The sequence below is a fragment of the Candidatus Tisiphia endosymbiont of Nedyus quadrimaculatus genome, assembly GCF_964059235.1.
GTDB lineage: Bacteria > Pseudomonadota > Alphaproteobacteria > Rickettsiales > Rickettsiaceae > Tisiphia.
The window spans coordinates 70,125-87,877 of record NZ_OZ060452.1; the positions used below are offsets into that span (position 1 = coordinate 70,125).

The window sequence follows — 17,753 nt, forward strand, 5'->3', positions numbered from 1 at the left end:
AATGCTTTATGTCCATATGGCGGTATTTCTTAATGAGTTGTTTTTTCCAAAATATGATCCTCATACTACCGCTCTTTATTCAGCTACAGCTTTTTGCTCTACCTTTGTTTTTAGGCCTGTTGGTGCAGTAATATTTGGATGGTTAGGTGATAATATAGGGCGTAAGAGTACCGTTATTATAACGACTTTTATAATGGCTTTATCATGTATTACCATGGCTAATCTCCCTACTTATGCCCAAATAGGTATTACAGCCTCTTGGTTGATCACCATATGCCGTATACTACAAGGAATGTCCTCTATGGGAGAGGCAGTAGGAGCAAAACTTTATTTAACTGAATTTATAAATCCACCAATCCAATATCCAGCTGTTTCATCAGTTGCGATTTTTGCTACTTTAGGAGGAGTTGTTGCTTTAGGAATAGCATCTTTAGTGACCTCCTATGGATTTAATTGGCGTATAGCATTTTGGATGGGAGCTGGCGTAGCACTGGTTGGTACAGTAGCTCGAAGGAGCCTTAGAGAAACGCCGGAATTTGCTGATGCCAAACGTCAACTGAAAAAAACTTTTCAGCAGACTTCAAATGTTGCCAGCATAGATCTCAAAAAACTGGAAAATAATCCAATATGGAAGGAAAAAGCTAATAAAGTAACAATAATAGCCTTGTTCTTAATAGAATGTATGTGTCCCGTATGTTTTTATTTTACTTATATTTATTGCGGAAATATGTTAAAAACTTCTTTTGGCTATAGTGCTGAACAGGTTATTCATCAAAATTTTATTATCTCCATCTTTTCCTTTTTAAGCACTTTGGTATTAACATATTTAAGTTATAAAATATATCCGTTAAAAATTGTAAAAACCTTGTTATTGATATTTTGTCTATTTGCTTTAGCTTGCCCTTATTTATTAAATAACATTAATAGCCCACTTGATGTATTTTTAATTCAATTGTTCGTTATGTTATTTGTGCCTATCGGTCCCGGCTTAGGACAGCCAATTTTTTATAAACATTTTCCTGTCTTTAAACGTTTTAGCTGTGTTAGTCTTACATTTGCCATATCTCGTGCCTTAATGCATGTAGTTACCTCTTTTGCAATTGTGTACTTAACTGAGTATTGTCATCATTGGGGGATAATGATGATATTGTTTCCAGTTTGCATAGGTTTTGCATTTGGGATATTTCATTTTGAAAAGTTGGAGAAAAAGACTGGAAATTATCCACAAAAGCCTCTCGTAGAGGTATAGATAAATGTTGACAACATAATGTAATAATTTGTTTTGTTACTGTTGGTATTCTTAAATGCATAGCTAAAGTTAAAAAATGTATTACAGGTTCTTCTACTATCTTTTTAGCTTTTTCCGGTGATTTAGCTCCTAACGTTTCTAAATTATGAATTCTATCAAAAAGTTTAATCAATGCCACATCATATTTTTTTTGTGGGAATAATAAATCTAGTGTTTCTGCCGAGCTAATCTTGCCACTAGGTTTAACCCTAGTCAAATCTTCTACTTGACTGGCAACCTGATCCCCAAAAATATAGGCAATCATTTTTTCGGTCAGTTTTGTATCTTCAATGGTATCGTGTAGTAATGCGGTAACAAGCATGTCGGTTCTAAATAATCGTGGAATTTCTAGGGCTGTGTACTGGGCAACCATATAAGCCACTTCAATCGGATGCGAGTAATATGGCTCGCCGGATTGTCTCATTTGACTACCATGATATTTTTTAGCATAGTAGATGCCTTTTTTTACTACATCAATGTTTATTGGTTGCTGTACTTTTGTATTTAGCAAAATTAATTCATTAACCAACCTCTCAGCATATGCACAATACTGGTATTGTGAATTATCCCAATAGTTAATATCTTCCATAAAAACTATAATATTTTAATTATAAAGTTATTATAAACTAAAATTTTGACTATTTAAAGCATTTACTACTTTTTATTTTTAAAAAGACGCAATATTTTCTAACCTATGTTGTATAAATTACAGTTTCTTCCCCATAAAATAATATCCAATATTCTACTCGCATGTGATGATACCGAGCCTAGTATTAACTTAGTTACTATTTGAATTGAGGTTATTTAATAATATTCTTATTATTTCTTCTTCTAGATTTTTATATTTCAGTTTTGACCCTAAATAATTATTGCTAACTATAACAAAACTATAGGGTACATTATTTTTATCAAATACATAACCTATTAATGAAGATACTCCAGACATACTACCCGTTTTGGCAAAAATATTTATCCCTTGAAAACGCTTTTCCAAAGTGCCTGGTTCATTAGGTCTAGCTAGCATTAACTTAATAGTTTCAAAGTTTTTATCTTTATAAATGCTAGTTAAAAACTCATCAAAATGTGTTGGAGTAAGCAGATTATATCGAGATAAACCAGAGCCATCAACTATTACTGTATTATCTAAATTTACTGCAAAATTTTCATTTACATATTTTTTTAATAAAAGCCCTGCCTCTGCCCAATCACTTACTTTGCATATAGTAGCAAATTTAGCAAGTAAGTAATCTGTAATATAATTATCAGACATTTTTAAAGCGTAGCTACCAATCTGATTGAATTTTTTTTCAATTCGGACAATTTCTTTAGCTAGTTTTGGTTTAGAACTATATAAAATTTTGCCTGTTATTTTAATATTATGTTTATTTAATAATTGTCGTAATGTTAATTTTATATGATTTAGATTATCATTAACTACTACGTCTGCAATAAAATTCTTGACCCCTTCATTTAATGTGCCATTTATTAGTAAATTATTATCTTTAATCACTATATTTAGTTTATTTTTATCACCATTTGGAATAGTTATAGCCTTGTTAACAATTTTATAAGGTATTAACTCTTGATTATCTACATGTAGTTTATTCTTTACTAATTCACTTGTATGTAACTGTAACTTTATATAATTCTTATTAATATGTACTTGTGTAATTGGAGCACCATAACTACGTTTAGAGTCTTCAAGCATTCCACTTTCTATAACCGCAGGAAGAGAAAACTGAGAATTTATAATATAAAAATTAGCAATAGTCTTATGGGATTTTTCTTTAAGCATGCTTATCATACTATCAAGATCACTGGTGGAAAAATTAGGATCATTAATGTCTAAATAATAATCATCTTTATTTTGTAAAATCTTATTAATAAAAAGATAATCATTGCCAAAATATTGACTTAAAGTACCTATAGTAATGAATTTTAAAGCACTCGCGAAAGTATAATACCTATCAGCATTTTGCTCATAAATTACATCGCCTGTTAATAAATTTCTAATTTTTATTCCTATATTAATGTTAGAATCTATTTTTTGTATTTCTTGATTAATTGTCTCTTTATAATTATAGTCACAAGCATATGAAAAGTTATAAAATATTGAAAGCAAGAATAGTGAAATAATTTTTTGCATAATCTTTATTTTATTTTTTACTTTTGTAGCTAATCTGATTTAATTAGCTATAAAAGTAAAGGTTTTTTATTAAGAGACTATACTAACTCAGGTTATACTAAATCTAAAATGAGAATGTAATATATTGCCTGAATTAAAATTTGACGAAAAGCAGTTGCTTTTGCTCAGCAGAATTAAAGAGTTTGCTAAACAAATTGAAGATAAGTCGTTTTTTAGATTCTTTAATAGCACTTTATTAGCAAAAAAAGCTATATATTTATATGGTAATGTAGGTAATGGCAAAACTGTATTAATGCAACATTTTTTCCAAATATTGCAAATTAAGAAATTAATGATACATTACCAAAACTTTATGCAATCGGTACATAAAGATATTTATCAGTTGCAAGATAAATCACAATCTAAAAATAATATTATCAAAAGAATTGCTGCAAATTATGCAAAGCAGGCGGAAGTAATATGCATAGATGAGTTTGAAATTAAAGACATAACTGATGCTATGATAATAGGGTCGCTGCTCCTTGAACTCATAAGACATAAGGTGTTTATCTTCATTACTAGTAATATCGAGCCAAAAGATTTGTATAAAGATGGTTTACAAAGAAATTCCTTTTTGCCAATAATTAAAGAGATTTATCAAAAGTTTGAAGTTATGCAATTGGATAGTGATCATGATTATCGATTAGATAAAATTATACACATGACTAATAGACGCATAATATACCCTATTAATGAAGATAATAAGCTTGAGATACAGAACCTTATTAGCAAGTTAAATAGTAATAACCGATTAGTTTCTAAGGATATCCTAGTTTTTGGACGTAAAATATCTTTTAAAATGGCTAGTGAAAAAATATTAGTGACAGATTTTGAAGAGCTATTTGTAAGAGAATTAGGTTATGTTGATTATGTAAATATTTGCCAAAAATTTTCTATCATAATAGTAGAAAATATTCGTATAATAGATTCTGATAACACAGACTTAGCAGTTAGGTTTATTAATTTTGTTGATAATGCTTATTTTTATAAGGTTGTATTATTCATGACATTACAAGATGAACCTATAAAAATATATCAGAATGGTTTTCGCAAAGATGAATTTAACAGAACTATTTCAAGATTATATGAGATGAATAGTGATAGCTACGTCAATTAAAAAGGGTAAATTTATTACGTTTGAGGGTGGGGAAGGGTGCGGAAAATCCACCCAAAGTAATATGTTATATCAGTATTTACTATCACAAAATATTCCCGTAGATTTAACACGTGAAGTAGGGGGAACTATTTCTGCTGAAAAAATGCGTGACATTTTAGTTAATCAAGATTTACTACCTATGTCAGAATTGCTGCAAATCATGGCAGCACGTTACGAACATGTCCATAAAAGGATTATTCCTAAACTAGATTGTGGGATCTCAGTTATTTGTGATAGGTTTGTAGACTCTACTGCTTGTTATCAGGGGCAAGATATAGGGATTGATTTAGTTTATGATCTTCATAAGTCTTTAATATCTGATGTGATGCCTGATATTACATTTTTTATTGATATAGATCCAAATATTGCCTTACCAAGGGCATTAGTGCGAGGGAATAATAACAAATTTGAAAGCAAAAATATTGAATTCCATCAAAAAGTCTATGATGGATTTCAATATATATCAGCTAAATTTCCAAATAGAATAGTAAAAATAAATGCTTCAACTCTTAGTGTACAAGAAATTCATGATATAATAGTTGCGATGCTCGTTGCAAAGGTTTGGTGAATAAGATGGAAAATAAAATAGAAAAAATATGTGTTATTGGTTCTGGAGTAATGGGCCTAGCAATAGCTGCCTTGATAGCTAACTCCTCTCACCAAGTTGTTTTACTAGATGTAGTAAGCAACGACCCTAATGATAGGAACGCCATACTTGCCAAGGCTCTAGAAAATATACAGAAACAACGACCAGCTCCTTTATCACATCCAAGTAAATTAGCGTTTATCACTATTGGTAATTTAGAAGATGATCTAAAGCTGATTACAGAATGTGATTTGATCATTGAAGTTATTATTGAAAAAATTGCAATAAAACATCAGCTATATGAGAAGATTCTACCCTACCTAAAAGAAGATGCTATTTTAGCTTCTAATACTTCAACCCTACCTTTAAGGAAATTAAAAGAGCAAATGCCTGATTCTATAAAATCTACCATCAGGTCTAGATTTGTCATTAGTCATTTTTTTAATCCTCCAAGATATATGGAATTACTTGAACTTGTTGTAGATTCAGAGGTTAGCTCAGGGGTTATAGAGAGGATATCAGATTTTCTAACACGAGATTTAGGGAAAACTATTATTAAATGTCACGATACTCCAGGTTTTATAGCAAATCGAGTTGGTTGTTATCTACTTGAGCTGGTTGTTCGCAGCAGCATAGATGAAAATTTAAGTCCAGTAATTATCGATAAAATTTTTACTGATTTATGTAAATTACCAAGTACAGGAATCTTTGGCTTATATGATTTAATAGGTCACGACGTAATGAGATTAATTTCTACATCACTAGTTAATTCCCTACCGAATCATGATGATTATCACCAAGTTTACTCAGCATCTTCTATCCTTGATAAGATGATAGAGAATAACTTGATTGGTCGTAAAGCTTTAGGAGGTTTTTACCGCATATCAAAGATAAATGGCATAAAAACTAAAGAAGTCATAGATTTTACAACTTTAACTTATGTAGCATTTGAATATCCCAAGATTGAATATAGTTCTATTGATCAGTTGTTAAATAGCAACTCTCGCTATGGTAAATTTTTTCATAAGATCCTAGTGAAGTTTTACTTATATATAATATCTTTAATTCCATCGATTACTAACAATATTTACGATATAGATATAGCTATGAGGCTTGGTTATAGTTGGAAGATTGGTCCTTTTGAGTTGTTAATTAATCACATAGGAGGAGGATTTGAGTGGCTTAAAAAACAAGCAATGCTCATGAATTTAACATTACCGGAATATATCGCTAATAATTCCTATGAAACTATTGAACTGAGTCAGTTTCATTTGATTAGAGTCAGATTAGAAGAAAGTAAGATTTTATTGAAGAATGACTCGGCTCAACTAATTCTGTATAAAAATAGGTTAGTTTTTACTATTAATACTAAAATGAATTGCCTCAATGAAAATGTTTTTAAACTTTTGTTAGAATCTGTTGATATTGCAGAAAATGAGAAGCAAACACTATATATTATGCCATTAACCAATAATTTTTCAGCTGGTGCTGACTTAAAATTCATTGCTTCCTGTATAAAAAATCAAGATTTTGCTAAATTAGAAGATTTCTTAAAACTTGGTCAAAAAACCATGATAAGGTTAAAATACTCGCATATTAATATTATTAGCTGTGCTTTAGGTGTTGCGTTAGGTGGGGGCTGTGAAATATTGTTACATTCTGATTTTATTGTAGCTAATCAGGAATTAAATGCTGGTCTAGTTGAGGTATCAGTTGGCTTAGTTCCAAGTTGGGGAGGCATTAAGGAAATGTTTTATCGTGCAAGTAGCGATAAAAGTAAGCTGGTAAAAAATTTGAGAAATATCCTATTGCACAATAAATCAAGTTCTGCTGATTATTTTATAGCTGATTATGATATTACTAACGTGCAAGTAAATATGAATAAACATTTAATACTGCAAGAGGCCTTTGCCTTGGATTTACCAGAAAAAATAAAGAAAGTAAGCAAGCAAGTTATTTTATCTAAAGTTACTTTAGCTGAAGAATTAGATGTATACTCAAATGATTTGGAGAATGGGAGCAACAAACAAGGGGTAAGCGAACTCAAGCAGTACAATAAGGTACGTGAGTACGCGAATTCCCCGATAGTATTTGCAGAAAGCAATTCTTCAAAGCAGAAGAGTATCGCTGAGTATGATAATCTTCAAGGATGGCTATTGTCAAAGTTTCAAGATATCATTTCCATGCAACAAATTGATGAGCAAAAATTATTGCAATTTGAACGAGAGATATTTTTAGAACTTGCCAAAAACCCAAAAAAGATTTTTGGTTTTTAGAACAAAGTTTACTATAACACACTAACCTATCCAATGAATTTCAAGAATTATCTCTGCTAGAGGTGGCGAGTTAGTAAAATTCTCAATAAACTTAATATCCTCACAAATTTTTTTTATTAAAAACACTTTACACATCACAACATCTATTATGCTATATAAAATATACAGCTCTAAAATTAAAGGGGATTCCTATACAAGGTAGTTAACCTCAAGTATTGATGTAAGACATCGGTTTAATAGCCTAGGGTGTCACCCTTGCTTTGGTGCGGGGTCTAAAAAAATATCATAGAAGGTATGTTAACCTCAGTTCGATATAAGCATTAATAATTCTTATATCGAACTGGCTTTGTTATAAGGAAAAATGCACTCTTGAAGCGGCTGACGCGAGTGCATTTTAACTTTTTTCATCATTCAATATGTGATTTTAATAATTAAAATCACATATTGAATGGAGTGTTATATTTTAACAATCAGGTGAGCAGCCGCTTCAAACCTGATTGTTAAAATATATAACACGAAAGTTCGATGTAACAAGTTACATCGAATTCAGGTTATGTTAGATAGTTTTTATATCCCAGCGAAAGCTGGGATGACATAATGGCGGTGACATCACTCCTAATGGCGATGATTATTACATCAAACTGAGGTTAGTTATAATGTACCCATAAATTAGACCAAGAAAATGTTATATCCAAGAATAGTAGGATAAAATAACAATAATAAAAAAGATAAAATTTTATTACAACAAAGAGAAAGTATAAAGACATTAGAGCTAAAAGTGGCATTACAAGTAATAAACAATCAAAAAAGTATACTTGAATACCTCGCAATCTTACGAAGCCAATTCGTAGGAGCATTCGAATATAGAGCTTATCTCGTGGAAGGCAACAAAAGGAGGAATGAAATGATTCAACTATTAGTAATTTCTTCAATTATTTTAATCATTATTGAAATGCTATTGATAGTAACTTGTATTAAGTGGTTATATAGTATTAGGCTGGCATGTACCAATATTTGGCTTATGAGTCAGGATTTCTCTAATAGTTTCATTACAGCCAAAGAAGAAGTAATTTTGTTACATAAAGAATTAAAAGAGTTAACCACTCTAACTACCAAGAAAGAACATCATATTTTGCACATGACTGTTCATTTAAATGAAGTAGAAATGTGCATAAAAATGTTACTTGATGAGTTTAGGGGAATTGTTCAGTTTAGCAACCCCAAAGAAAAGGCCAAATTACAGAAGATACTGGAAAAAATAGCCTTGCACAAATAAGATGAAGAGAATTATATTAAGATGCAGCTTACAGCAAATTATCTATGTCAAACTGAATCAGAGACTTTGAAGAGATATCAACAAAGGCGAGAAGATTTAGTACTAATACTTAACAATGAAAAGGAGAGATTACATCATAGCATTGATGGTATAGATAAAGATAGTATAGAAAAACACATTAAATTTTTACAAGATGAAATAGATGAGTTTGATGAAAAATTAGGTGAAGTAATAGGTGGGTTAGTAGAACTAGAAGAGAAAGTAAAGATATTAGAGACTGTACCTTTATTGGTAACTAGTATACTCGAATGATTTGAAGAACGGGAACAACAACAGACACGGGGTGATCAAACGGAGTATAGCGAACTACCCAACCTGAAAATTGATTTTAATGATCCCATAAACAAGTCCAAATAACCTTGCCCTGATAAAAATTTGGCTCTGTCCAAAAAACTGTGTAAATTTCGAAATAGGTTATATATAAAAGTATAACAAAAAAGGAAATTACATGAATAAAAAAACTAATGAATCAATAAAGCAAGCAGTAGATTTATTAATAGATAATGATACAGATGTAAGTACAATACTGAAAGAAGGAGGTTTATTAAAAGAATTGACCAAACGTTTAATAGAGAAGGCACTGCAGTCAGAAATGAATAATCATCTAGGCTATGATAAATACAGTCGTGCAGATAATGATAATGCTCGTAATGGTATAACTAGCAAAAAACTGATCTCCGAACATGGAGCTGTAGAAATAGAAGTACCAAGGGATAGGCATAATACCTTTGAACCCGCAATACTACCAAAACGCCAGAAACGTTTTGATGGTTTTGACGATAAAGTACTATCATTATATGCTAAAGGCATGAGTATATCTGATATTAAGATTCAGTTACAGGAGTTATACAGTGTTGAAATAAGTGAAGGCTTAATCAGCCAAATTACTGATGATGTAATGGATGAGGTTAAAGCTTGGCAGAGTCGACCATTAGAAGAGATATATCCGATAGTATTTTTTGATTGTTTAGTAGTAAAAGTCAGGCAAGATAAAAGGATAATCAATAAGGCAGTATATGTTGCATTAGGAATTGATTTATCTGGTAAAAAAGATATATTGGGATTATGGATCAGTGAAAATGAAGGGGCAAAATTTTGGCTCGGTAATTTTACCGAAATGAAAAATAGAGGGCTAAAAGATATACTGATTGCCTGTAGCGATAATCTTACTGGTATGTCTGAGGCAATAGAAGCAGTTTATCCAAAAACAGAACATCAATTGTGTATTGTACATCAGATTAGAAATAGTTTAAAATATGTGTCGTATAAAGATAGGAAGCAACTGTCTAGCGATTTAAAGCCGATATATACTGCAGTAACGGAAGAACAAGCCCATTTAGCTTTAGTATCTTTTGAAGAAAAATGGAATAAACAATATCCACAAATTGCCAAATCATGGTATAATAATTGGGACAATCTAATGATTTTTCTAGGGTATCCTGAGTCAATTAGAAAGGTAATTTATACAACTAATTCAGTTGAATCTGTCAATAGTCAATTGCGTAAAGTAACAAATAATAAGCGGGTTTTTCCTAATGATAATGCTGTTTTTAAAAGTTTATATTTGACAATTGACTATATGACCAAAAAATGGACTATGCCCATTCCAAACTGGAATGAAGCTATGGCTCATTTGATGGTTAAATTTGAGGATAGGCTTAACAAAATTTAATGACCTATTTTTTCGAATTTACACAGTTTTTTGGACAGAGCCGTCAATTGGTATAGGGGTTTTTTAACACAATTATATACAACTTTAGACAATATAACTTAAGGGTTTAAACACTAATATGAGCAAATTTGTACGAGCAGATGGCAGGGTTATCTATCCCCAAACTAGTCTCACTAGAGAACAAAAACAAGCTGTTGGATTGCTGTCGATCGGCACGTTCTTAGAGTATTTTGATTTGATGCTTTATGTGCATATGGCAGTATTGCTTAATGAGCTATTTTTTGAACCTGCTAATCCTCACACAGCCTCTTTAATGACGGCTTTTGCCTTTTGTTCTACTTATGTTTTAAGACCAGTAGGAGCTTTAATTTTTGGGTGGATAGGTGATAATATCGGTCGTAAAGCAACTGTTATCATAACAACTTCTATGATGTCTTTGTCCTGTCTTGTAATGGCAAATCTTCCAACCTATGCTCAAATTGGTATTAGCGCTTCTTATGTGGTTACTGTATGCCGCATAGTACAAGGGATGTCTTCTATGGGAGAAGTAGTAGGAGCAGAACTGTACTTAACAGAACTAATAAAGCCTCCTATACAATATCCAGTGGTCGCATTTTTATCTATTGCTATTAGTGTAGGTACTACTGTTGCTTTAGGTGTTGGAACTCTTGCTATGTCAATTGGATTGAACTGGCGTATGGCATTTTGGTTTGGTGCAGGAGTTGCAATTATTGGTGTACTTGCTAGAACGACCCTTCGAGAAACACCAGAATTTGCTGATGCAAAACGTCGTGTAAAACAAAATATAAAACTAGTCATCAATACTAATGCATTTGAAAAAACTCTTATTTGGAACGAAAAGGTAAATATAAAAACGGCATTGTCCAATTTTGCTTTAATATCTACTTGGCCAGTATGGTTTTATATAACTTATGTATATAGTAGTAGTATTCTTAAGAATATCTTTAAATATACTACTGAGCAAATTATTAGTCATAATTTGGTCGTGTCTATGATATCTATGTTAAATGCTATGCTATTAACTTACTTATCTTATAAAATAAATCCTTTAAAAATTCTTAAAATAAGATTGATAGTTTTCGCTGTAGTTATTTTACCTTGTCTTTATTTATTGAATAATCTTACCAATGTTTCTGAATTGTTATTATTTCAGTTAATTGTAATTCTTTTAGGTCCTACCGGATTCCCAGCAGTTCCTATCCTTTATAAGCACTTTCCTGTATTTAAACGCTTCACATACTCTACTGTCATCTATGCTTTGTCACGTGCTTTAATATACGTTATAACCTCTTTTGGACTTGTATATTTAGTTGAATATTTTAGTAATTGGGGCTTATTAGTAATTATAATTCCGGTACTTACTATATATTATTATGGCAGAAATCACTTTGAGAAATTAGAAGTGGAAGCTTCAAATCATTAGATAAAATAATTTTTTGAAGAAGCTGCTCTTTATTAAGAGTACGTAGACACAGTTGATAAAAATGTTTTTCGGCATTTAATATTCCAAGATATACAGCAAGAATTACAAAATATTCCATAGTCTCCTGCACTATCTTCTTAGCTTTTTCAGGAGATTTAGCCCCTATGGTTTGTGTATTATGAACCCGATCAAATAATTTAATCAATGCCACATCATATTTTTCTTGTTGAACTAATATATCTAATATTTCCGCCGAGCTAATCTTACCGTGGGGTTTGTTCCTACTTAAAGCTTCTACTTGACTAGCAACCTGCTCCCCAAAGATATAGGCAATCATCTTTTCGGTAAGTGTTGTATCTTCGAGGGTATCATGCAGTATACTGGTAACAATAATGTCAGTGCGGTAAAGATAATCAGAAATCATATATGCTACCTCTATTGGATGAGAGTAATAAGGTTCACCGGACTGCCGCATTTGGCTGCCATGATATTTCTTGGCGTAATAAATAGCCTTTCTAACCTCATCAATATCTATTGGTAGGTTTACTTCCTCATTAATCTTACGTAATTTGTCCAGTAACCTAGTAGCATATTGACAAGATTCATACTGTGAGTTGTCCCAATAATTAATCTCTTCTTCTTCCATAAAAATCCTAATATTTTAAATCACTATACTAAATTAAACTAAAAATTAGAATATTACTAGGAATTTATTATATTTTTTTGAAGAAGATGAATATTTTTGCATTTTGTTGTTGTATAAATAGACAGCTACTCCCTTTATATTCACATACCCTACAAATCGTTGTGTAAGCTGTAAGTGACTAGACAAAAAAGTACCAGTAAAATTTATATTATAGAACTCTTGCTAGAAAAAACTAGAATAATATTTTAATTTACAATATATAGTAGTTGTTCGAATGTAAACTATATTAAGTTTGTAATTAACGATTATGAAAGAATTGCATAAATTTGAGTGGGTAGAGAAGCTAGCAATCCTAATAAAAAGTGAAGACCAAATTAAACAGCAGAATGAAAAATACAAATATTTTTATCAATATAAGTTTGACACTGATAAGCATTACGATGCCATGTGTTATCATGATAAAAAATTGAAGGCATCTAAAAAAGAGTTAGAAGAAAAACTTAAGAAGGAGCAGAGGAAGTCAAAAGAAGCAAAATCACTAGACGCACTTAAGATAATAGAGCAAAAATTAGAACATCAGAATAAGCAAATATTGGAAATCGCTCATACTGTAACAGAAGCTAAAGAACGTAAAGCTGAAGTAGATAAGACAATTGCCGTGCTAGAAGAACAACACAAAAGAAGTGAAAAACAATGGAATGCAGTGGAGAAAGAAGCCAAAGAGTGTCAATACTTAGATACTGATAAACATAAAGTATTGAAGATATTTGTTAGTTTGGCTAGGAATCAAAAAGCAGCTAATTTTTCTAACTTAATACAAGCAGACACTTCAAATCGTGCATTTTCCTTATATTAGCGAATTTGGAATAAAAGTTATCCTAAATTCCCAAATTGTTATATTTTATTATTTATTTCATAGTACTTTTAGTTTATTTTCTAACTTTACCTATACAATCAATTTGAGAATAACTAGTGTACTCTATACTTTATTATAATAATCTAGATTATAGTGGTCTTGAAACAAAATTTAATAAGGTGGTTAAATTTTTACAGGAAGGTGATTTTAAATCAGCAGAAGTTAAAAAGCTAAAACCTACTGATTATTTTAGAGCTAAACTGGATATAACTAATCGGGTGTTGTTTAAGCCTATAAAACATAAGAATCAGTATTGCTTACTTATTTTAGAAATAATTCGAAACCATGATTACAATAAATCGAGATTTTTAAAAGGCGGAGAAATAATTGAGGAAGATGTAGAATTTAAGCCACTTGCAATAAATAACATTGAGTTATTAAATGGTGACCCTACTGCTACTTCGTCTGTTCACTTGTTAAATAAGTTTATTATTTTTGATAAGCAGCAAGAAGATATATTACACCTCAACTTGCCTTTGCTGGTTATTGGTTCTGCTGGTAGTGGAAAAACCTCAGTAACTTTAGAAAAACTTAAAAGACTTGAAGGAAGAATCCTTTATACAAGTCTATCTAGCTATTTGGTACATCATTCACAAAAATTATATTTTTCTTGCAACTACAGTAATGATAAACAACAACTTGATTTTTTATCTTTTAAAGAATTTCTAGAAACTATAGAAATTCCTAAAGGAAGGCAAGTTAATGAAAATATATTTTTACTATGGTTTAACAAGCAAAATCTTGCTAGATCTATAGGGGGCGGGCGTAAGGTATTTGAAGAATTTATGGGGGTAATAGCTGGCTCTTCTGTCGATAAAGCTTATCTTAGCAAAGAAGACTACCTCAATTTGGGAATCAAGCAGTCGATATTTTCACCAGAACAACGGAATGAAATATATAATCTTTTTCAAAAATACACTGAGTTTTTAGATAAAGAAAACTATTATGACAGTAATATTATTGCTTATACATATACTAATTTAGTTGAGTCTACTTATGACGCAATTCTTGTTGATGAAGTTCAGGATTTTACTAATAGCCAATTATCTCTAATATTCAAAAGTTTAAAAGATAGAAGTCAATTTTTGTTATGTGGAGACGCTAATCAAATAGTTCATCCTAACTTTTTCTCTTGGTCTCAACTAAAATCCTTTTTTTATAATGATGCAGATTTAAGTACACATAATATCACTAGGATTCTAGCAAGCAATTATCGTAATACCTTGGAAGTCACTGAGTTGGCTAATCGTGTACTCCGCTTTAAGAATTATCGTTTTGGCTCAATAGATAAAGAGAGTCATTATCTAATAGAAAGCACTTCTGAAAATCATGGTAGTGTTAGTTGCCTAGAAGCTACATCAAATATTATAAAAGAAGTAAATGCACGAACATCTAGGTCTACAAGTTACGCCATTTTAGTGTTACATGATCATTACAAGCAACAAGCAAGAGAGTTTTTTAATACCCCACTTATATTCACCGTACAAGAAGCGAAAGGATTAGAATATGAGAATATAATTCTCTACAATTTTATATCCTCTGAACAAAGTTATACTACTATTATCAAGGATATGGATAGGTCATTTCTTGACTCAGATTTTAAATATTCTCGAATGAAAGACAAATCAGACAAGTCTCTTGAAATATATAAATTTTATATAAATTCGCTGTATGTTGCAATTACTAGGTCTATTTGTAATGTTTATATAATAGAGTCTAATCCTACTCATAAGTTCTTGAGGCTATTAGATATTAATCAAATTAAGGAAGTAAATATTGAAGCCAAGGAATCTTCTAGAGAGGAGTGGCAAAAGGAAGCGAATAAATTAATAGTACAAGGTAAAGAAGAGCAGGCAAAAGCCATTGAAGACAACATATTACAACATAAAGTAATTCCGTGGAAAATTATTGATAATCAACAATTGATTCAATTACGGATCGCTGTACTAGAACAAAAAACTGCTAGTAAAAAGGATATAATTAAACTGCTTAATTATGCAATAATCTATTCTGATTCTGCAATAATAAGAAAACTACAAGATATGGGAATAAAAGCTGCGAATAATATTGCAAAATGTGTTGCTTTAATGCAGGATGAATATTTTAGTGATTATACTTATAAAAATACTAGTGCTATGTTACAAAAAATTGATCAATTTGGTATTGATTATAGAAATGAGTTCAATCTTACTCCTTTAATGGCTGCTACATATATTGGCAAAAATCTGTCTGTTGAAACCTTGATTTCTTTAGGGGCGTCAGTAGATTTAATTGACAATAACCGTCGCAATGCCTTTATGATTGGCATTGCTAGAGCAACAGATGATATAAAATATTGCACAGGACTTTTTCCCAGTATTTATGAATATTTAAAACCGGATTCGATTATAGTAAAAATAAATAATAAGCTAGTTAAGATTGAATCGTATAAATCTGAATATTTTTTCCTCTATCTTTTGCTAACAAAAGTAAGGAATATAACACATGTCAAGGATGATAAACAGATAGTGTTTAAAGCCGGTAGTATTAGTAATATGCTCAAGAATTTTCCGGAGAATGTTTTACCTAAACGATACAAATCACAAGAATATATACGATCTATACTTGCTCGCAATGAGGTAAATAGTAATTATCCCTATAACAAACGTTTATTTACTAGGGTACAAATAGGGGTATATAGTCTTAATAAAGAATTACAGATAAAACTTAATGATAATTGGGAAGATTTGTATTAAATCTACTCAAATTTGATCATAAAATGAGTTGTCTTATGCACTTTGACATTGATTTAGCAATTATTATCAGCTTTTTAGTAGTGAATATTTGTGCTGGTATATATTATGGGCGTGGAATAAAGACTATTAAAGAATATGCTATAGGTGATAGAAATTTTTCAACGGGAACTATAGCTGCTACTTTAATTGCGACTTGGGCTGGGGGAGGGATTTTTTCGGCTCTGTCCAAAAAACTGTGTAAATTCGAAAAAATAGGTCATTAAATTTTGTTAAGCCTATCCTCAAATTTAACCATCAAATGAGCCATAGCTTCATTCCAGTTTGGAATGGGCATAGTCCATTTTTTGGTCATATAGTCAATTGTCAAATATAAACTTTTAAAAACAGCATTATCATTAGGAAAAACCCGCTTATTATTTGTTACTTTACGCAATTGACTATTGACAGATTCAACTGAATTAGTTGTATAAATTACCTTTCTAATTGACTCAGGATACCCTAGAAAAATCATTAGATTGTCCCAATTATTATACCATGATTTGGCAATTTGTGGATATTGTTTATTCCATTTTTCTTCAAAAGATACTAAAGCTAAATGGGCTTGTTCTTCCGTTACTGCAGTATATATCGGCTTTAAATCGCTAGACAGTTGCTTCCTATCTTTATACGACACATATTTTAAACTATTTCTAATCTGATGTACAATACACAATTGATGTTCTGTTTTTGGATAAACTGCTTCTATTGCCTCAGACATACCAGTAAGATTATCGCTACAGGCAATCAGTATATCTTTTAGCCCTCTATTTTTCATTTCGGTAAAATTACCGAGCCAAAATTTTGCCCCTTCATTTTCACTGATCCATAATCCCAATATATCTTTTTTACCAGATAAATCAATTCCTAATGCAACATATACTGCCTTATTGATTATCCTTTTATCTTGCCTGACTTTTACTACTAAACAATCAAAAAATACTATCGGATATATCTCTTCTAATGGTCGACTCTGCCAAGCTTTAACCTCATCCATTACATCATCAGTAATTTGGCTGATTAAGCCTTCACTTATTTCAACACTGTATAACTCCTGTAACTGAATCTTAATATCAGATATACTCATGCCTTTAGCATATAATGATAGTACTTTATCGTCAAAACCATCAAAACGTTTCTGGCGTTTTGGTAGTATTGCGGGTTCAAAGGTATTATGCCTATCCCTTGGTACTTCTATTTCTACAGCTCCATGTTCGGAGATCAGTTTTTTGCTAGTTATACCATTACGAGCATTATCATTATCTGCACAACTGTATTTATCATAGCCTAGATGATTATTCATTTCTGACTGCAGTGCCTTCTCTATTAAACGTTTGGTCAATTCTTTTAATAAACCTCCTTCTTTCAGTATTGTACTTACATCTGTATCATTATCTATTAATAAATCTACTGCTTGCTTTATTGATTCATTAGTTTTTTTATTCATGTAATTTCCTTTTTTGTTATACTTTTATAT

At 31.0% G+C, this 17,753-nt stretch carries 14 protein-coding genes and 1 pseudogene; 11 read left to right on the forward strand and 4 right to left on the reverse strand.

The window, feature by feature from the left end; translation table 11 throughout:
• Positions 1-16: 16 nt before the first annotated feature.
• Positions 17-1,126, forward strand: a pseudogene (locus tag AB3211_RS00325) (MFS transporter); the annotation flags it as partial.
• Here AB3211_RS00325 and AB3211_RS00330 read toward each other — a convergent pair.
• Together AB3211_RS00330 and dacB are read right to left on the reverse strand one after the other, a co-directional pair.
• Positions 1,086-1,877: an HD domain-containing protein gene (locus AB3211_RS00330; RefSeq protein WP_367364275.1), complete on the reverse strand. Its 792-nt coding sequence runs from the start codon at positions 1,875-1,877 to the stop codon at positions 1,086-1,088. The pseudogene AB3211_RS00325 and the gene AB3211_RS00330 sit on opposite strands and share 41 nt — an antisense overlap.
• A 189-nt stretch (positions 1,878-2,066) precedes the next feature.
• Positions 2,067-3,434, reverse strand: a complete 1,368-nt coding sequence (dacB, locus tag AB3211_RS00335) for a D-alanyl-D-alanine carboxypeptidase/D-alanyl-D-alanine-endopeptidase (protein ID WP_367364276.1) — start codon at positions 3,432-3,434, stop codon at positions 2,067-2,069.
• A 160-nt stretch (positions 3,435-3,594) separates the two neighbouring features.
• On the opposite strand from dacB, the gene zapE reads away from it, so the two are divergent.
• From zapE to AB3211_RS00370, 7 genes are all read left to right on the forward strand, one after another.
• Positions 3,595-4,590 carry a cell division protein ZapE gene (gene zapE, locus AB3211_RS00340; protein WP_367364277.1) on the forward strand — a complete coding sequence of 332 codons (996 nt, stop codon included), beginning with the start codon at positions 3,595-3,597 and terminating at the stop codon, positions 4,588-4,590.
• Positions 4,574-5,197 carry a dTMP kinase gene (tmk, locus tag AB3211_RS00345; protein WP_367364854.1) on the forward strand — a complete coding sequence of 208 codons (624 nt, stop codon included), beginning with the start codon at positions 4,574-4,576 and terminating at the stop codon, positions 5,195-5,197. The genes zapE and tmk overlap by 17 nt, the downstream gene beginning before the upstream one ends.
• A gap of 5 nt (positions 5,198-5,202) precedes the next feature.
• Positions 5,203-7,491 carry a 3-hydroxyacyl-CoA dehydrogenase/enoyl-CoA hydratase family protein gene (locus tag AB3211_RS00350; protein WP_367364278.1) on the forward strand — a complete coding sequence of 763 codons (2,289 nt, stop codon included), beginning with the start codon at positions 5,203-5,205 and terminating at the stop codon, positions 7,489-7,491.
• Positions 7,492-8,395: 904 nt separating this feature from the next.
• Positions 8,396-8,767, forward strand: coding sequence for a hypothetical protein (locus tag AB3211_RS00355; protein WP_367364279.1), 372 nt, complete (start codon positions 8,396-8,398; stop codon positions 8,765-8,767).
• A 21-nt stretch (positions 8,768-8,788) separates the two neighbouring features.
• Complete coding sequence (locus AB3211_RS00360) at positions 8,789-9,079, forward strand: hypothetical protein (protein ID WP_367364280.1); 291 nt, start codon at positions 8,789-8,791, stop codon at positions 9,077-9,079.
• Between the two features lie 196 nt (positions 9,080-9,275).
• Positions 9,276-10,499, forward strand: coding sequence for an IS256 family transposase (locus tag AB3211_RS00365; RefSeq protein WP_367363880.1), 1,224 nt, complete (start codon positions 9,276-9,278; stop codon positions 10,497-10,499).
• Between the two features lie 118 nt (positions 10,500-10,617).
• The gene (locus AB3211_RS00370) at positions 10,618-11,943 is read left to right on the forward strand and encodes an MFS transporter (RefSeq protein ID WP_367364281.1); all 1,326 of its coding nucleotides are present in this window, start codon (positions 10,618-10,620) and stop codon (positions 11,941-11,943) included.
• On the opposite strand, the gene AB3211_RS00375 is transcribed toward AB3211_RS00370, so the two are convergent.
• Positions 11,882-12,589: an HD domain-containing protein gene (locus AB3211_RS00375; RefSeq protein WP_367364282.1), complete on the reverse strand. Its 708-nt coding sequence runs from the start codon at positions 12,587-12,589 to the stop codon at positions 11,882-11,884. The two genes, AB3211_RS00370 and AB3211_RS00375, sit on opposite strands and share 62 nt — an antisense overlap.
• Positions 12,590-12,896: 307 nt before the next feature.
• On the opposite strand from AB3211_RS00375, the gene AB3211_RS00380 reads away from it, so the two are divergent.
• The 3 genes from AB3211_RS00380 to AB3211_RS00390 all read left to right on the forward strand — a co-directional run bounded on the left by AB3211_RS00380 (position 12,897) and on the right by AB3211_RS00390 (position 16,503).
• Positions 12,897-13,445, forward strand: a complete 549-nt coding sequence (locus tag AB3211_RS00380; protein ID WP_367364283.1) for a hypothetical protein — start codon at positions 12,897-12,899, stop codon at positions 13,443-13,445.
• 116 nt (positions 13,446-13,561) lie between these two features.
• Entirely contained in the window at positions 13,562-16,240 is a 2,679-nt protein-coding gene (locus AB3211_RS00385; protein WP_367364284.1) for a UvrD-helicase domain-containing protein, read from the forward strand.
• Positions 16,241-16,275: 35 nt separating this feature from the next.
• Complete coding sequence (locus tag AB3211_RS00390; protein WP_367364285.1) at positions 16,276-16,503, forward strand: hypothetical protein; 228 nt, start codon at positions 16,276-16,278, stop codon at positions 16,501-16,503.
• On the opposite strand, the gene AB3211_RS00395 is transcribed toward AB3211_RS00390, so the two are convergent.
• On the reverse strand, positions 16,500-17,723 hold the full coding sequence (locus AB3211_RS00395) for an IS256 family transposase (protein ID WP_367363661.1): 1,224 nt from the start codon (positions 17,721-17,723) through the stop codon (positions 16,500-16,502). The two genes, AB3211_RS00390 and AB3211_RS00395, sit on opposite strands and share 4 nt — an antisense overlap.
• Positions 17,724-17,753: the final 30 nt, after the last annotated feature.

Coding starts and splice junctions, on each gene's coding strand:
- AB3211_RS00360 (WP_367364280.1), top strand. CDS start 8,789: ATGCAGCTTACAGCAAATTATCTATGTCAAACTGAATCAGAGACTTTG.
- AB3211_RS00375 (WP_367364282.1), bottom strand. CDS start 12,589: ATGGAAGAAGAAGAGATTAATTATTGGGACAACTCACAGTATGAATCT.
- AB3211_RS00350 (WP_367364278.1), top strand. CDS start 5,203: ATGGAAAATAAAATAGAAAAAATATGTGTTATTGGTTCTGGAGTAATG.
- AB3211_RS00355 (WP_367364279.1), top strand. CDS start 8,396: ATGATTCAACTATTAGTAATTTCTTCAATTATTTTAATCATTATTGAA.
- AB3211_RS00370 (WP_367364281.1), top strand. CDS start 10,618: ATGAGCAAATTTGTACGAGCAGATGGCAGGGTTATCTATCCCCAAACT.
- AB3211_RS00365 (WP_367363880.1), top strand. CDS start 9,276: ATGAATAAAAAAACTAATGAATCAATAAAGCAAGCAGTAGATTTATTA.
- AB3211_RS00390 (WP_367364285.1), top strand. CDS start 16,276: ATGCACTTTGACATTGATTTAGCAATTATTATCAGCTTTTTAGTAGTG.
- AB3211_RS00330 (WP_367364275.1), bottom strand. CDS start 1,877: ATGGAAGATATTAACTATTGGGATAATTCACAATACCAGTATTGTGCA.
- dacB (WP_367364276.1), bottom strand. CDS start 3,434: ATGCAAAAAATTATTTCACTATTCTTGCTTTCAATATTTTATAACTTT.
- AB3211_RS00395 (WP_367363661.1), bottom strand. CDS start 17,723: ATGAATAAAAAAACTAATGAATCAATAAAGCAAGCAGTAGATTTATTA.
- AB3211_RS00380 (WP_367364283.1), top strand. CDS start 12,897: ATGAAAGAATTGCATAAATTTGAGTGGGTAGAGAAGCTAGCAATCCTA.